At 67.6% G+C, this 15,574-nt stretch carries 16 protein-coding genes; 7 read left to right on the top strand and 9 right to left on the bottom strand.

The window, feature by feature from the left end; genetic code table 11:
* Positions 1-84: 84 nt before the first annotated feature.
* Positions 85-990, top strand: a complete 906-nt coding sequence (locus DIE23_RS21405) for an NAD-dependent epimerase/dehydratase family protein (protein ID WP_124613969.1) — start codon at positions 85-87, stop codon at positions 988-990.
* A 136-nt stretch (positions 991-1,126) separates the two neighbouring features.
* On the opposite strand, the gene DIE23_RS21400 is transcribed toward DIE23_RS21405, so the two are convergent.
* The 5 genes from DIE23_RS21400 to DIE23_RS21375 form a co-directional block, all read right to left on the bottom strand.
* Positions 1,127-2,992, bottom strand: a complete 1,866-nt coding sequence (locus DIE23_RS21400; RefSeq protein WP_124613968.1) for a phosphoenolpyruvate carboxykinase (GTP) — start codon at positions 2,990-2,992, stop codon at positions 1,127-1,129.
* 526 nt (positions 2,993-3,518) lie between these two features.
* Complete coding sequence (locus DIE23_RS21390; protein ID WP_124613966.1) at positions 3,519-4,295, bottom strand: SDR family NAD(P)-dependent oxidoreductase; 777 nt, start codon at positions 4,293-4,295, stop codon at positions 3,519-3,521.
* 97 nt (positions 4,296-4,392) lie between these two features.
* Positions 4,393-5,148, bottom strand: coding sequence for an SDR family NAD(P)-dependent oxidoreductase (locus tag DIE23_RS21385; protein ID WP_124613965.1), 756 nt, complete (start codon positions 5,146-5,148; stop codon positions 4,393-4,395).
* Between the two features lie 9 nt (positions 5,149-5,157).
* Complete coding sequence (locus DIE23_RS21380; RefSeq protein ID WP_124613964.1) at positions 5,158-6,024, bottom strand: SDR family NAD(P)-dependent oxidoreductase; 867 nt, start codon at positions 6,022-6,024, stop codon at positions 5,158-5,160.
* A gap of 51 nt (positions 6,025-6,075) precedes the next feature.
* The gene (locus DIE23_RS21375) at positions 6,076-6,576 is read right to left on the bottom strand and encodes a nuclear transport factor 2 family protein (RefSeq protein ID WP_124613963.1); all 501 of its coding nucleotides are present in this window, start codon (positions 6,574-6,576) and stop codon (positions 6,076-6,078) included.
* Positions 6,577-6,785: 209 nt separating this feature from the next.
* Between DIE23_RS21375 and DIE23_RS21370 the strand changes: the two genes are divergently transcribed.
* Both DIE23_RS21370 and DIE23_RS21365 read left to right on the top strand, forming a co-directional pair.
* Positions 6,786-7,316, top strand: a complete 531-nt coding sequence (locus DIE23_RS21370; RefSeq protein WP_124613962.1) for a nuclear transport factor 2 family protein — start codon at positions 6,786-6,788, stop codon at positions 7,314-7,316.
* A gap of 51 nt (positions 7,317-7,367) precedes the next feature.
* Positions 7,368-8,084, top strand: a complete 717-nt coding sequence (locus DIE23_RS21365; protein ID WP_124613961.1) for an EthD domain-containing protein — start codon at positions 7,368-7,370, stop codon at positions 8,082-8,084.
* Positions 8,085-8,157: 73 nt separating this feature from the next.
* Here the strand turns inward: DIE23_RS21365 and DIE23_RS21360 are convergent, their stop codons facing one another.
* Positions 8,158-9,741: an isocitrate lyase gene (locus DIE23_RS21360; protein ID WP_124613960.1), complete on the bottom strand. Its 1,584-nt coding sequence runs from the start codon at positions 9,739-9,741 to the stop codon at positions 8,158-8,160.
* 416 nt (positions 9,742-10,157) lie between these two features.
* Here DIE23_RS21360 and DIE23_RS21355 point away from each other — a divergent pair, with 416 nt between their 5' ends.
* The 4 genes from DIE23_RS21355 to DIE23_RS21340 all read left to right on the top strand — a co-directional run bounded on the left by DIE23_RS21355 (position 10,158) and on the right by DIE23_RS21340 (position 12,739).
* A complete protein-coding gene (locus tag DIE23_RS21355; protein WP_124613959.1) occupies positions 10,158-10,679 on the top strand; it encodes a YbaK/prolyl-tRNA synthetase associated domain-containing protein in 522 nt (173 codons plus the stop codon).
* Positions 10,676-11,314, top strand: a complete 639-nt coding sequence (locus DIE23_RS21350; RefSeq protein ID WP_124613958.1) for a transcriptional regulator — start codon at positions 10,676-10,678, stop codon at positions 11,312-11,314. The genes DIE23_RS21355 and DIE23_RS21350 overlap by 4 nt, the downstream gene beginning before the upstream one ends.
* Positions 11,315-11,384: 70 nt before the next feature.
* Positions 11,385-12,359 carry a threo-3-hydroxy-L-aspartate ammonia-lyase gene (locus DIE23_RS21345; protein ID WP_124613957.1) on the top strand — a complete coding sequence of 325 codons (975 nt, stop codon included), beginning with the start codon at positions 11,385-11,387 and terminating at the stop codon, positions 12,357-12,359.
* A 131-nt stretch (positions 12,360-12,490) separates the two neighbouring features.
* Positions 12,491-12,739, top strand: a complete 249-nt coding sequence (locus DIE23_RS21340; RefSeq protein WP_124613956.1) for a hypothetical protein — start codon at positions 12,491-12,493, stop codon at positions 12,737-12,739.
* Positions 12,740-12,785: 46 nt separating this feature from the next.
* Here the strand turns inward: DIE23_RS21340 and DIE23_RS21335 are convergent, their stop codons facing one another.
* The 3 genes from DIE23_RS21335 to DIE23_RS21325 are packed head-to-tail and all read right to left on the bottom strand — an operon-like array spanning position 12,786 to position 15,523.
* A complete protein-coding gene (locus DIE23_RS21335) occupies positions 12,786-13,610 on the bottom strand; it encodes an SDR family NAD(P)-dependent oxidoreductase (protein ID WP_124613955.1) in 825 nt (274 codons plus the stop codon).
* Between the two features lies 1 nt (position 13,611).
* The gene (locus tag DIE23_RS21330) at positions 13,612-14,487 is read right to left on the bottom strand and encodes an SDR family NAD(P)-dependent oxidoreductase (protein WP_124613954.1); all 876 of its coding nucleotides are present in this window, start codon (positions 14,485-14,487) and stop codon (positions 13,612-13,614) included.
* A 43-nt stretch (positions 14,488-14,530) separates the two neighbouring features.
* Positions 14,531-15,523, bottom strand: coding sequence for an NADP-dependent oxidoreductase (locus DIE23_RS21325; RefSeq protein ID WP_124613953.1), 993 nt, complete (start codon positions 15,521-15,523; stop codon positions 14,531-14,533).
* Positions 15,524-15,574 lie beyond the last annotated feature (51 nt).

Raw genomic sequence — 15,574 nt, 5'->3', positions numbered from 1 at the left:
CAGCGGCCGCCCGGCCGCGCGGCTTCATCCGTTCAATCATCGGTTCAATTCAAGCGGCGCGCCTGCGCCGCAACCGGAGACACCATGAAAATCCTGATCATCGGCGGTACCGGCCTCATCGGCGGCCACGCCGCGCTGCATCTGCACACGCAAGGCAACGACGTGACACTCGCCGCGCGCAAGCCGCCCGCACCGGGCAGCGCGCTCGCGCAATTCGACGTGCTGTTGCGCGACTACGTGGCCGGCAACTTCACGCGCGACGATCTCGCGCCGTTCGACGCGGTCGTGTTCGCGGCCGGCAACGACATTCGCCACCTGCCGCCCGGCACCGACGAAGCCGCGCACTGGGAACGCGCGAACGTCGACGCGGTACCGCGCTTCTTCGCGCTCGCGCGCGATGCGGGCGTGAAGCGCGCGGTGCTGGTCGGCAGCTTCTATCCGCAGGTCGCGCCGGCGCTCGTCGACACGGTGCCGTACGTGCGCTCGCGCCATCTCGCCGACGAACGCGTGCGCGCGCTCGCGTCGCCGTCGTTCGCGGTGTGCAGCGTCAATGCGCCGTTCGTGGTCGGGTCGGTGCCGGGGCTGCGCAACGAGATGTTCGCCGCGTACACGGGTTATGCGCAGGGCAAGCTCGCCGGGCTGCCGGTGTACGGGCCGGCCGGCGGCAGCAACTTCATCTCGACGCAATCGCTGTCGGAAGCGATCTGGGGCGCGCTGCAGCGCGGCGAATCCGGCAAGGCCTATCTCGTCGGCGACGAGAACCTGAGCTTCGCCGACTACTTCGCGGCCTTCTTCCGCGCGGCCGGCAATCCGCAGCCGGTGCCGTCGCTCGACCAGGAGCATCCGCTGCTGCCAGACATCGCGATCTATACGGGGCGCGGCAACGTCGTGTCGTATGAGCCCGATCCGGCCGATATCGCGCTGCTGCGCTATCGGCGCGGCGACGTGCAGCGCGCGGTCGACGAAGTGGTCGCGCATTGCGGCGCGTAGGCGCACGGCCCGCGCACGCGCCGAGCTGAAACGAAGCTGAAACGACAACGTCCCGCCGCCGGTAATGCATGCCGGCGGCGGGACGTCGATGCCACTATGTCGTTACTTCGTTACTTCACTACTTCGTTTCGAATCGTCAGCCGCCGATGCGCTGTTCGATCTTCTTCATCGTGTCGGTCAACTCCGTCGGCAGACGCAGCTTCAGCGTGTCGAACAGCGCCGCATGCAGCTTCAGTTCCTCGCGCCATTCATCCGCATTCATCGACGTGACCGCATCGAACTGCTCGCGCGAGAAGTCGAGCCCGTCCCAATGCAGGTCGTCATAGGCCGGCGACACGCCGAACGCATGTTCGCCGCCGCCGCCGTTGCCCTCGAGTCGATCGAGCATCCACTTCAGCACGCGCATGTTCTCGCCGAAGCCCGGCCACACGAACTTGCCGTTCGCGTCCTTGCGGAACCAGTTCACGCAGTAGATCTTCGGCAGCGCCGCGCCCGCGCCGTCGAGCTGCTTGCCGAGTTTCAGCCAGTGCGCGAAATAATCGCTCATGTTGTAGCCGCAGAACGGCAACATCGCGAACGGGTCGCGGCGCACGACACCCTGCTGGCCGGCCGCCGCGGCGGTCGTCTCCGAGCCCATCGTCGCGGCCATGTACACGCCTTCGACCCAGTCGCGCGCTTCGGTCACGAGCGGCACGGTCGTCGAGCGGCGGCCGCCGAAGATGAACGCGTCGATCGGCACGCCGGCCGGATTTTCCCAGTCCGCGTCGATCGACGGGCATTGCGACGCCGGCGCCGTGAAGCGCGAGTTCGGATGCGCGGCCTTGCGGCCGGTTTCCTTGCCAATTTCAGGCGTCCACGGGTTGCCTTGCCAGTCGGTCAGTTTCGCGGGCGGCGTATCGGTCAGGCCTTCCCACCACACGTCGCCGTCTTCCGTCAGCGCGACGTTCGTGAAGATCACGTTCTCCTTCAGCGTCGAGATCGCGTTCGGGTTGGTCTTCACGCCGGTGCCCGGTGCAACGCCGAAGAAGCCGGCTTCCGGATTAATCGCGTACAGACGGCCGTCGCGGCCCGGCTTCAGCCACGCGATGTCGTCGCCGATCGTCGTGACCTTCCAGCCGTCGAAGCCCTGCGGCGGGATCAGCATCGCGAAGTTGGTCTTGCCGCACGCGGACGGGAACGCCGCCGCGACGTGATACTTCTTGCCGGCCGGCGAGGTCACGCCGAGGATCAGCATGTGTTCGGCGAGCCAGCCCTGGTCGCGGCCCATCGTCGACGCGATGCGCAGCGCGAAGCACTTCTTGCCGAGCAGCGCATTGCCGCCGTAGCCCGAGCCGAAGCTCCAGATCTCGCGCGTATCGGGGAAATGCACGATGTACTTGACCGGGTTGCACGGCCACGGAACGTCCTTCTGGCCGGCTTCGAGCGGATGGCCGACGCTGTGCACGCACGGCACGAATTCGCCGTCCTCGCCGAGCACGTCATACACCTCGCGGCCCATGCGCGTCATGATCCGCATGTTCACGGCCACGTACGGGCTGTCGGACAGTTCGACGCCGACGTGCGCGATCGGCGAGCCGAGCGGGCCCATCGAGAACGGCACGACGTACAGCGTGCGGCCGCGCATCGAGCCGCGGAACAGGCCGTTCAGCGTCTCGCGCATTTCTTCCGGCGCGATCCAGTTGTTGGTCGGGCCGACGTCGTCGGGCGATTCGGTGCAGATGAAGGTGCGATCCTCGACGCGCGCGACGTCGGACGGATCGGACTGCGCGAGATACGAGTTCGGGCGCTTCGCCGGGTTCAGGCGCGTGAGCGTGCCCTGGTCGACCATCGCCCGGCACAGCGCGTCGTTCTCTTCCCGCGAGCCATCGCACCAGACGACGCGCTCGGGCTCCGTGAGCGCCGCGATGCGCGACACCCAGTCGATCAGTTTGCGATGCTTGACGAAGGCCGGGGGAGCGATCAGCGCGCCGTGCGTCGCTTCGGCCAGATTGTTTTGCGACATGGGAATGTCTCCAGACTATTGGGCGGGGATGGGGGATGCGGGACGAGCCCGCGAGATGGGGAATGCGGTCGGAGCGCAGGGGGCGGCAACGCGCAAGGCGGGACACGCGAGCGGAGCGCGTGTCGATGCCGCGATGCGGGCGAGAGAATGTGATGTCTCGTATGAGCGTGCGAACGCGAGTTTCGCCATGCAAGCAACCTGCCGTACAACTCCATGCCGGCCAGCATACCATCGCCGTTATTGGTCAGGCGTTGCGTTGCAACAAGAAACAACTGTGACGACGCGCCGGCATGCCGCTTGCCGGCGCGTCCTTTTTTACAGCGCCGACGCGTGCGCTTGGGGGACGAAACGGCTGGAACGTCCGTCCGGCAAGGGTTTCGCGAAAACGGAAAAATCGGCGCGACACGTTCGCATGCGATGCACCCGAACGGTCGCGGCCCGAATTCGTGTTTTCGCTACTCAGGCAAACCCTGAATTAGGTTGCGTACACAAACATCCGTCGCGCATGCGTTGTGTACGCTACCGCTCAAAACGGCGCGCCCGGCAATCCGGGGTAATACGCGCCCGCCGCCATCCCGCCGTCGACGGACAGTTCGGCGCCGTTGCAGTACGACGCGTCGTCGCTCGCGAGAAACAGCGTCGCGCGCGCGATTTCGTCAGGCAAGCCGACACGCTGCAGCGGCACGTGCGTGTAGTGCTTGTTGATCTCGTCGAGCGGCGCGCCGGTCGGGTTCGACATCGCCGTGTTCACGCCGCCCGGATGGATCGAATTCACGCGCACGCCCTGGTGGCCGAGTTCGAGCGCCGCCACCTTGGTCAGCCCGCGCACGCCCCATTTGCTCGACACGTAGGCGGCCAGCGCGTTCACGCCGCGCAGCCCGTCCACCGATGAAATGTTGACGATCGACCCGCTCTTCTGCGCGATCATGCGCGGCGCGATCGTGTGGATGCCGACAAACGTGCCGACGAGATTGATCGACACCGCACGCTCGAAATCGCGTTTCGACAACTCGGTGATGGAACCGAACATCAGCACGGCCGCATTGTTCACCAGCACGTCGATGCGGCCGAACTGCTCGACGGTCGCGTCTGCAACGCGCGCCCAGCTCGCTTCGTCGGCCACGTCGAGCCGCATGAAGCGTGCCGCATCGCCGAGCTCGCGCGCGAGCGCCTCGCCTTCCGCGTCGAGCACGTCGCCGATCACGACGCGCGCGCCCTCCTCGACGAACAGCCGGCATGTCGCCGCCCCCATCCCGCGCGCGCCGCCCGTGACGATCGCTACCTTCCCTTCCAGTCGACCCATGTCGTTCTCTCTTCGATGCTTTCCGATTCCGGTTCGCCGGCCGCGACGCGCTGACCCGCGCGTCCGTGCCGACCCTTGCTTGGCGCCGCGTTCACCGTCAGCCCCAATACGCCTGCCCGCCGTCGAGCGGCAACGTCGCGCCCGTCAGGTACGCGGCATCGCGGCTCGCGAGAAACACGATCGCGCGCCCGATGTCCTGCTCGCAGTCGCCGACGCGGCCGAGCGGGATCGTGCGGAAGAACGCGGCGGCTTCGTCCGGGTTCGCGTCGACCCAGCCCTTCAGCCCCGGCGACAGCGCATGCGGCGCGACCGCGTTCACGCGGATGCCGTCGGCGCCCCATTCGCATGCCGCCGCACGCGTGAGCGCGCGAATCGCTTCCTTGGTCGCCGCATAGGCGCCATAGCCCGACGTGTCCCAGCGCACCGCGGCCGACGACGCGAAATTGACGATCACGCCGTCGCCCTTCAGGTGCGGATGGCACGCGCGCATCATGCGCAGCGTCGCGATCGGCCCCGACTCGAGGCCCGCGAGAAAATCCGCGTCGGTCACGTCGAGCAGGCGGCCGAGCGGCACGACCTGCGCGTTGTTGATCAGGATCTGCACGCCGCGAAAGCGCTCGACGACCGCATCGACGCACTGCGCGATCTGCGCGGCGTCCATCACGTCGCACACGAACGGCTCCGCCACGCCGCCGCGTGCGCGGATCGCATCGCAGGTCGCGACCAGCTTGTCGCGCGTGCGGCCGACCACGGCCACCTGCGCGCCTTCGGCCGCGAGCGCGTGCGCGACACCTTGCCCGACGCCCTGCCCCGCGCCCGTCACGAGCGCCACCTTGCCTTCGAGGATGCCCATGCGCGCTCCTTAGGCGACGATCGCCGGATGAGCCTGCACGGGCCCGCCCAGCAGTTCGCGATACGACGGCGGCTGCTTGCCGTCGAGATCCGCGATGCCGTACCGCAGCGCGGCTTCCGCGCCGACCAGCACCTGGCCCGACAACGCCATGCGCTGCGGATCGGCGTGGATCGCATGAATCACGCGACCGGTGAATTCCGGGCTTTCGGCGACGAGCGAGAACTCCTTGTAGAGATCCGGATGCTCGTCCCACACGCGTGTCGTGCGCTCGGTGCGCAGCGGGCCCATCCAGATCGACACGGCCGCGACGTCGAACGGCTTCAGGTCGACGGCCATGTCCTTCGCGAACTTGTCGACGCCGGACTTCTGCGCGCCGTACGCGGCGCCGTGCATGTAGCAGCTCGCGCCGAACGACGACGTGAACGCGATCAACCCGCTGCGGCGCTTCGCCATCAGCGGCGCCGCATGCCAGCTCGCGACGTACGCCGAACGCAGCCCGACATCGAGGATGTTCACGAGGTCGAGCGACTTCTCCCAGAACGGACCCGGCAGGATCAGCTGGTCGTGCAGGTAGGTCGCGTTGTTGACGAGGATGTCGAGCCGCCCGCTTTCACGCTCGACGCGCTCGAACAGCGCCTTCACCTGTGCGTCGTCCGCGTGGTCGCATGCAACGGCGATCCCGCGCCCGCCGAGCGCGTCGATCTCGCGCGCGGTCTCGTGGATCGTGCCGGGCAGCGGCGCGTCGCCTTCGTTCTGCGAGCGGCCCGTCACGTAAACGGTCATGCCGGCCGCGCCGAGCGCGCGCGCGATGCCCTTGCCCGCGCCGCGCGACGCGCCCGTCACGACGGCGACCGGCGCCTCATGGTTCTGTGTCATGTTCGTTGTCTCCTGGGAATTGTTGTCAACCGACGCGGGTGGTGCGCGTCGTCACGCGGCAGGCGGCTGCGCGCCGGCGAACAGCACGCCCGGCGCATCGCCGTCGTAGCGCGCGGACAGCGTCGACGTGACGACGCAGCGCGTGGCCGCGATCTTCCATTCGCCGTCGACCTTCCGGTATTCGTCGTCGTAGGTCGCGCCGAGCTGCGTGAGCGTGCGTGCGTTGGTGTCGAGCATCTGGTAATGCAGGCCCCACGTGCCGCGCGCATGCATGTCGTCGAGCACGGTGATGTCGGGATTCACACCGTGGTGCATCTCGACGATGTGCGGGTGGCAGCCGAGCCGCTCGAACACGTCGACGAGCGCGTCGCGCTGGTCGAACGTGCCGATCCGGCCGTAGTCGATGTGCACGGTGCCGGACGCGAAGCAGTCGCGCATCCCTTGCGGATCCTTCCGGTCGCAGCACGTGAAGTAGCGGGCCTTCAGGCGGCGGATCGCGTCGGCGTCCTCGAGCCTGCGTACACGCACTTCCATTCGTTCGATCGGGGTCATGCCGTCTCCTTGATCTCGTGTGCGCGGATCGAAGCCGCGTCGACGCCACGTTACAGGCGCACGAGATGCCGGCCATCACCTGTTTGGATGAACCCGACGGTCCGTATCGGCGGAGGTGAACGCGGCCGTCGCGGCGTTCGTCCGAACAGACGATGTGACGCAGGTGGCTTCGTTCCTACCATCGAACGACACCACCACGAGATACGGCGATGGACGAAACGACCCGCACGCTCTACGAGTACGAACAGATCCGCCAGCTGAAGTACCGGTATTTCCGCGCGATCGACACGCACGACTGGTCGCTGCTCGAACAATGCCTGACCGAGGACTGCGAAGTGCGGCTGCAAGGCGGCCGCCATGCGTACGACGACCGCGACGCGTTCGTGTCGAGCCTGCGCGCGCAGATCGGCAAGCCGACCTTCCTGACGATGCATCACGGCCATCACCCCGAGCTCACGCTGGTGTCCGCCGATCACGCATGCGGCGTGTGGTTTCTCGAGGATCACGCGATCAATCTTGAGGATAACTACCTGGTGCATGGCACCGCGTTCTACGACGACCAGTACGTGAAGCGCGACGGCATGTGGCGCATTCAAGCGACGCGCCACGAGCGGCTGTTCGAAACCGTCACGTCGCCGATTCCGCCGTCGTTCACGCTGACCGCGAACCGCTTCGCACCGGGCGCGCACGACGCGGCCCATTCCACCGACTCGAACGATTCGGCCGTCAGTGCTTCCTGAAACCCGGCGGCAGCGCCGCCGATCCCGTCATTCCCCCCTGGAGCCAAAGCAATGGAGAAAGTCATTTACGTGTTGTGGCGCGATGCGCAGGCCGCGCCCGAGCAGTGGAGCCGCAACGTGCGCGCGCAGCTCGCCGACAAGCTGCTGTCACTCGGCGCGCACGGCGTACAGGTGAACGTCGCCGACGCCGATGTCGCGCCGGCCGCCGGCCTGAAGCAGACCAACACGCACCCGGGTATCGACGGGATCGTCGCGGTGTGGGTCGACAGCGCGAACCCGATGTTCCGCCAGCCGTTCGACGACGCGGTGCGCGCGGTCGTGCCGCACATGGCCGCGTATCTCGTCACCGAGTCGCAGCCGATTCCGAACACGCGCTTTCCGGCGCGGCCCGGCGAGCGCACGAGCGGCTTCTCGCAGCTCGCGTTCCTGAAGCGCCCGCCGCGCCTCACGCACGAAGCGTGGCTCGACGTGTGGCACGGCCATCACACGCGCGTCGCGATCGATACGCAGGACAATTTCCTGTACGTGCAGAACGTGGTCGTGCGCGCGCTCACGCATGCGGCGCCCGGCTACGACGCGATCGTCGAGGAATGCTTCCCGGCCGCGGCGATGACCGATCCGCACGCGTTCTTCGATGCGGTCGGCGACGAGGAGAAATTCCAGCGCAACGTAGCGGAGATGATGGACAGCTGCGGACGCTTCATCGATTTCGACAAGATCGACGTGGTGCCGACGAGCCAGTACGTCGTGAAGGCGGTGCGCGGATAACGCGCGGCGATCGCGTGGATAAAAAAACGCCAACCCGTAACGGGTTGGCGTTCTGCTTCGATTGCGACGGCGCTCAGAACTGGTTCATCGTGTTGTCCTTGCCCGCCGCCTTCAGCGCTGCGTCGCCGCTGAAGTATTCCTTGTGGTCGTCGCCGATATCCGAGCCGGACATGTTCTGGTGCTTGACGCACGCGATGCCCTGACGGATTTCCTTGCGCTGCACGCCGGCCACGTAACCGAGCATGCCCTGGTCGCCGAAGTATTCCTTCGCGAGGTTGTCGGTCGACAGCGCGGCCGTGTGGTACGTCGGCAGCGTGATCAGGTGGTGGAAGATGCCTGCCTCACGCGACGCATCGGCCTGGAACGTACGGATCTTCTCGTCCGCGAGCTTGGCCAGTTCGGTCTCGTCGTACTCGACGCTCATCAGCTGCGCCCGGTCGTATGCCGACACGTCCTTGCCCGCTGCCTTCATCGCGTCATACGCCTGCTGACGGAAGTTCAGCGTCCAGTTGAACGACGGGCTGTTGTTGTACACCAGCTTCGCGTTCGGGATCACCTTGCGGATTTCGCTGACCATGCCGCCGATCTGCGCGATGTGCGGCTTTTCGGTTTCGATCCACAGCAGGTCGGCGCCGTTCTGCAGCGACGTGATGCAATCGAGCACGCAACGTGCTTCGCCCGTGCCGGCGCGGAACTGGAACAGGTTGCTCGGCAGGCGCTTCGGACGCAGCAGCTTGCCGTCGCGCTTGATGATGACGTCACCGTTGCCCAGCTGGTCGGCCGACAGTTCCTCGCAGTCGAGGAACGCGTTGTACTGGTCGCCCAGGTCGCCCGGCGCGTTCGTCACGGCGATCTGCTTGGTCAGGCCGGCGCCGAGCGAGTCGGTACGGGCGACGATGATGCCGTCGTCCACGCCCAGTTCCAGGAACGCGTAGCGGATCGCGCGGATCTTCGCGAGGAAGTCCTCGTGCGGCACGGTGACCTTGCCGTCCTGGTGGCCGCACTGCTTCTCGTCGGACACCTGGTTCTCGATCTGGATGCAGCATGCGCCCGCTTCGATGAACTGCTTGGCCAGCAGGTACGTCGCTTCCGCGTTGCCGAAACCGGCGTCGATGTCGGCGATGATCGGCACGACGTGCGTCACGTGGTTGTCGATCTTTTGCTGGATGGCAGCCTTGGCAGCAGCGTCCTTGGTGGCGTCCAGTTCGCGGAACAGGCCGCCCAGTTCACGTGCGTCGGCCTGGCGCAGGAACGTGTACAGCTCGCGGATCAGCGCGCTGACCGAGGTCTTTTCGTGCATCGACTGGTCCGGCAGCGGGCCGAACTCCGAGCGCAGCGCGGCGACCATCCAGCCCGACAGGTACAGGTAGCGGCGCTCGGTGCTGTTGAAGTGCTTCTTGATGGAGATCATCTTCTGCTGGCCGATGAAGCCGTGCCAGCAACCCAGCGACTGCGTGTACTTGGCCGGGTCGGCATCGTACGCGGCCATGTCGGCGCGCATGATCTTCGCGGTGTACTTCGCGATGTCCAGGCCCGTCTTGAACTTGTTCTGGGCACGCATGCGAGCGGCATACTCGGGGCTGATGGCGTTCCACGCGCTGCCGTGGTTTTCCTTCAAGCCAGCCACTGCCTTGATGTCGTCTTGATATTGGGACATGTCAATCTCCTGGGAACGAAGCGCATTTGAGTAAAGGGTTCAGCGTGCCCGCTCCGTGTGACGAAGCGAACTGCATGGACTCAATAGTAACGCCGCGCGACGCACCGCCGAACAACTCTTATATAAGACATAAGATATAAATTTCTCTTGTTTTTCAATGAGATAAGCAGCCCGTTTTGCGATGCAAAACAGGTTTTCAAGCGGCGGGAAGGCGACGCGGCGGGAATTCGACGGCCATTTCACGATATGAAAGGCCCTTTCGGCAGTTGGTGGGCGGACACGCACGGCGATCCATCCACGCCTCGGGCTTTTGCCATGCGCATGACAAAACGTCTATACTTGGACAATCCATCGACGGCGAACCGACAGGCGCCGTCCCCGCGTACCGCGATGCGCCCCCTCCTGCCCGGATCGACATGAGCGACTACCCCGTTTTCGACGCGCTGTGCGAACTGCTGAATACTTCCGGCGCGCGGTTCCGCGTGCTGGATCACCCGGCCGAAGGCAAGTCCGACGTGATCGCCGCGATTCGCGGCACGCGTCCCGAACAGGGCGCGAAGGCGATGCTCTGCACGTTCAAGGACGGCGGCGACGCCACCGCGCTCGCGGTGATCCCCGGTCACCTGAAGATCGATTTCCGCAAGGTCGCCGACGCGCTCGGCCGCCGCAAGGCGACGCTCGCGCCGCCCGAACTCGCCGGCACGGTCACGCGCTGCGTGATGGGTGCCGTGCCGCCGTTCGTGTTCGACGCGAACGTGACGCTCGTCGTCGATCCCGCGCTGATCGAGCTCAACGACGAAATCGCATTCAACGCGGGCCGCCTCGACCGCTCGGTCGTGCTCGACGCGTCCGACTACGTGCGGATCGCCCGCCCGCTGCTGGCCGACATCACGCGGCCGGCAACGACCGACGCGCCCGCGCTCCAGGCCAGCGCATGACCACGCCCCGCCACAAGCCGCAGCCGGAACAGGCGTCGCTGATCGAGCAGGTGCTGCGCATCGCCGAAGGGCTCGGCGCGATGTTCGCGCCGTTCACCGAGGTCGTCGTGCACGACCTGCGTACGCCGGAGCACGCGATCCTCGCGATCCACAACAACCTGTCGGGCCGCGCGATCGGCGATCCGGCGACCGAACTCGGGCTCGCCCGCATCGAGGACGACGACTTCCCGCAGGTGCTCGCGAACTACGCGAACCGCTTCGCCGACGGCCGCACCGCGAAAAGCACGTCGATCGGCATCAAGGATTCGAGCGGCCGCTACGTGGCCGCGCTGTGCCTGAACGCGGACGTCACGCTGTTCCGCGGCTTCCAGGGGATGCTGAACCAGTTCTGCAGCACCGAAGGCGCGCCGGTCGCCGAAACGCTCGACCCGGCCGGCGCGGACGCGATCCGGCAGCGCATCGACGCATTCGCGACGCGCCTCGCGACCACGCCGCGCGAGCTGAAGACCGACCAGCGCCGCGAACTGATGCAGATGCTGAAGGCGGACGGCTTCCTGGAGGTGCGCCGCGCGATGGAAATCGTGTCGCAGCACCTCGGCGTGTCGCGCGCCACTGTATACAACGATGCGAAATGATGCGTGAGGCGGACGCGCGCAGCTGGCGCGCCCCGCCGACCTGTTGACTGACTCTTCCGACGAGCGACTCATGACCACTCCGACCCTCCCCACCTACGACGACGTCGCGGCCGCCGCGGCACGGCTCGAAGGCCACGCGCACCGCACGCCCGTGATGACGTCGCGGACGATCGACGAAGCGCTCGGCGCGCAGGTGTTCTTCAAGTGCGAGAACCTGCAGCGCATGGGCGCGTTCAAGTTCCGCGGCGCGTTCAACGCGCTGTCGCGCTTCGACGCGACGCAGCGCCGCAACGGCGTCGTCGCGTTCTCGTCCGGCAACCATGCGCAGGCGATCGCGCTGTCGGCGCGCATCCTCGGCATCCCGGCGACGATCGTGATGCCGCAGGACGCGCCGGCCGCGAAGATGGCCGCGACGCGCGGCTACGGCGGCAATGTCGTGACGTATGACCGCTATACCGAGGACCGCGAGCAGATCGGCCGCGAACTCGCGGAAAAGCACGGGCTCACGCTGGTTCCGCCGTACGACCACGCGGACGTGATCGCGGGCCAGGGCACGGCGGCGAAGGAACTGTTCGACGAGGTCGGGCCGCTCGACGCGGTGTTCACGCCGCTCGGCGGCGGCGGCCTGCTGTCGGGCACGGCGCTCGCGACGCGCGCGCTGTCGCCGCACGCGAAGCTGTACGGCGTCGAGCCGGAAGCCGGCAACGACGGCCAGCAATCGTTCCGGTCCGGGTCGATCGTCCACATCGACACGCCGCGCACGATCGCCGACGGCGCGCAGACGCAGCACCTCGGCAACCTGACGTTCCCGATCCTGCGGCGCGACGTCGACGACATCCTGACCGCGACCGACGCCGAGCTGGTCGACTGCATGCGCTTCTTCGCAACCCGTATGAAGATTGTCGTCGAGCCGACCGGCTGCCTGTCGCTCGCGGCCGCGCGCCGCATGAAGGACGAACTGAAGGGCAAGCGCGTCGGCATCGTGATCAGCGGCGGCAACGTCGATCTCGAGACGTTCTGCGCGCTGGTATCCGCATCCGCATGACCGTCGCGGCGCGCGAATGACTTATATGAACATCCTGTCATCCGCGCGCCGCCGCTCCTTTACGTCGCGTTAAGTTTCGCGCCCTAGACTGAATGCGTTGTCCCGCAGTCAGTCGTGAAGAAGGAGTCGCCATGAACACGCACGCGATCGTCGCCGCCGCCCTCGCGGCAGCATCCCTCTCGGCGTTCGCTCAACCGGGCGTTACGTCATCCAGTTTTCCCGCCACGTCGCCGCACGACCCGGTCGTGCAGGCCGCCCATCGTTCGCCCGCCGCGCTGCCGCATGCCGGCTTCGTGCTCGCGAAGATCGATCAGAACAATACGCCGCCCGATCGCGGCGGCGATCCGAGCGGCCGCACGCATCACGGCACGCGTATGTAACGCTGCATGAGCCGGCCGCGTCGGTCGGCCGGCCCGCATCACGCCCTCACAACGACAGCAGCGACGGATCACGCGCGGCGAGAATGTCCGCGGTGCGCCGCTGCAACGCGCCGTCGATCGTCTCCGGCTGCGGAATCAGCCAGTAGCGCCCGTCGCGAATGCCGTCGAACACTCGCGCGGCGAATGCGTCGGGCGTGAGCCCGTGCGCGTTCAGCATCGTGCGCATCGTATCGACGAAACCCTGCACCTCGGGCCGGTCGTGCGCGGCGCCGAACGGGTCGCTGAAGATGCCCGTTCGCACCGGGCCCGGCGCGAGCAGCGACACACCGACCGGCGCGCCGAGCATCTTCAGCTCGCCGTACAGCGATTCGGTCAGCGCGACCACCGCGAATTTCGTCGCCGAGTAAGGTGACATCAACGGGCTCGGCAGGAATCCGCCGACCGACGCGGTATTGACGATGCGCGCCGGCAGGTTGCGTTCGAGCATCCGCGGCACGAAGCTGCGGATCCCGTTCATCACGCCGTGCACGTTGATCGCGAAACTGCGCTCGAACCGTTCCGGCGTGATTTCCCAGCTGAAGCCGGTCGCCATCACGCCCGCGTTGTTGAACAGCAGGTCGACGCCGCCGAAGCGCTGCCATGCTGCGTCGGCCAGCGCGTCGACGGCTTCCGCACGGCTGACGTCGGTCTGCACGCACAGCACGTCGGTGTCGAGCGTCGCGGCAAACGCGTCGAGCGCCGCCGGGTCGAGGTCGGCCAGCACCACGCGCATGCCGAGCGCCGCGGCATGGCGCGCGAGCCCGCTGCCGATGCCGCTGGCCGCGCCGGTGATCACGGCGGTGCCGCCGTCGAAGCGAATCGAATTCGTCATGTCAGCGTCCTGTCGGGTCGATGTGGGGATGCGCATACGCGGGAATCACGGGTGGCGGCAACGGCGTGCGGCCGTCGAGCGAGCGCACCGCGAGCCCCTGCGACAGCGGGAAATGCAGGCTGTGCGTGACGAGGCCCGTGCGCTCGCGCGCCGGCAGGCTGCACAGCGCGAGCGCGGTTTCCGCCAGATAAGCGACGTCCTCGGTCGGATAGCCTTCGGGGATATAGCGGGCCGCGCCCGGCGTGCGGATCGCGGTGCTCGGCGCGACCAGGTTCACCGCGATGCCGTCGGCTTCGAGCTCGGCCGCGAGCCCTTGCGTGAAGCGCGACAGCGCGGCCTTGATCGCCGCATAGACGGTCGCGCCGCCCGCGCGCGAGAAATCGTCGAACGGCCGCAGCGGCGCGAGCGCGGTGACCGAGCCGACGTTCACGATCCAGCCGGCGCCGCGCGCGCGCATCAGCGGAATCGCAGCCTGGCTCAGCGCGAACGGGATGCGCAGGTAATGCTCGATCGTCGTGTCGAACATCGCCATCGGCATCGCGTCGACGCACGCGTAGTCGGCCACGCCCGCATTGTTCACGAGGATGTCGAGGCCGCCGGCCGCCTGGGCCGCGCGCGCGACGAGCGCGTCACGCTCGGCCGGGTTCGACAGGTCAGCCGCGAGCGCGATCGCGCGGCCGCCCGCCTGTTCGATCAGCGCGACCGTTTCGGCGAGCGTGCCGGCCGTCGTCGCCGATTGCGTGAGGCTGCGCGCCGTCACGACGACGGTCGCGCCTTCTGATGCGAGGCGCTGCGCGATCGCGCGGCCGATGCCGCGGCTCGCGCCGGTCACGAGCGCGCATTTGCCCGCGAGCGTCGCGGTACGGGTGTCGGTCATGATGTCTCCGGTGAAGGTGATGTTGCGTGCGGACCGCTCGGCGTCAGACCGCGATATCCGCAACATGCAGCACGAACTTGGTTTTCGCGTCGCCCGTTTGAACGAGGTCGAGTGCGCGCGCCGCCTGTTCGAGCGGGAAACTGTCGAAGCGCGGCACGCGCAGCGCGCGCCGGCCGAGCCGTTCCGCGATCGACGCGAGCGTGGCGCCGCTCGGCATCCGGCTGTACGTCATCGCGGTGCGCAGGCCGCGCCGCGCGGCTTCGGCACGCGTCGCGGCCAGCCGCTCCGCATCACCGGCCGCGAGCGTCATGATGTTCACGAGCGTGCCGCCCGGTGCCAGCAGGTCGAGTGCGTCGGGCAGCGTGTCGCCGCCGACCGCATCGAGCACCAGATCGACGCCGCCGGGCGCCCATGCCCGCACGGCCGCCGCGATGTCCTGCGCGCGATAGTCGATGCTCGCCGCCGCGCCGAGCGATTCGACGCTCGCGCGGTTGCGCGCCGAGCACGTCGCCGCGACGCGCGCGCCCTCCTGCGCGGCCAGCTGGACCGCGAAGGTGCCGACCGCGCCCGCGCCGCCGTGCACGAGCACCGTTTGCCCCGCATGCAGCCCGCCGTCGTCGAACAGGCCGGCCCACGCGGCCAGCGCGGGCGTCGGCGTGGCCGCCGCTTCCGCGAAGCCGACCGCGTCGGGCAGGCGCACGACCGAGTCGTGACGCACCGCGACGTATTCGGCATACGCGCCCCAGCGCCCCGCGCCGACGTCGGTCTGCGCGAACACGCGCATCCCCGGCGCGAAACCCTCGACGCCGTCGCCGACCGCTTCCACCACGCCGGCCGCATCGAACCCGATCACGAACGGAAACGTCATCTGCATGAACGCGCCGAGATAGCCTTCGCGGCATTTCCAGTCGGCGGGATTGACGCCCGCGTACGCGACGCGGATCAGCACGTCGCCGGGGCCCGGCTTCGGTGCGGGAACGTCGGCCAGTCGCAGCGCGTCGGAATGACCGACGCGGTCGATCAGCAAGGCTCGCATGAGGGTGTCTCCAGTGTTGTCGTTTGCATTGCGGTGGGTCGCGTGCGCGCC

Origin of the sequence: Burkholderia sp. Bp9143, from assembly GCF_003853645.1 — a bacterium.
Lineage (GTDB): Bacteria > Pseudomonadota > Gammaproteobacteria > Burkholderiales > Burkholderiaceae > Burkholderia.
This window is presented reverse-complemented; position numbering and strand designations above follow the sequence as displayed.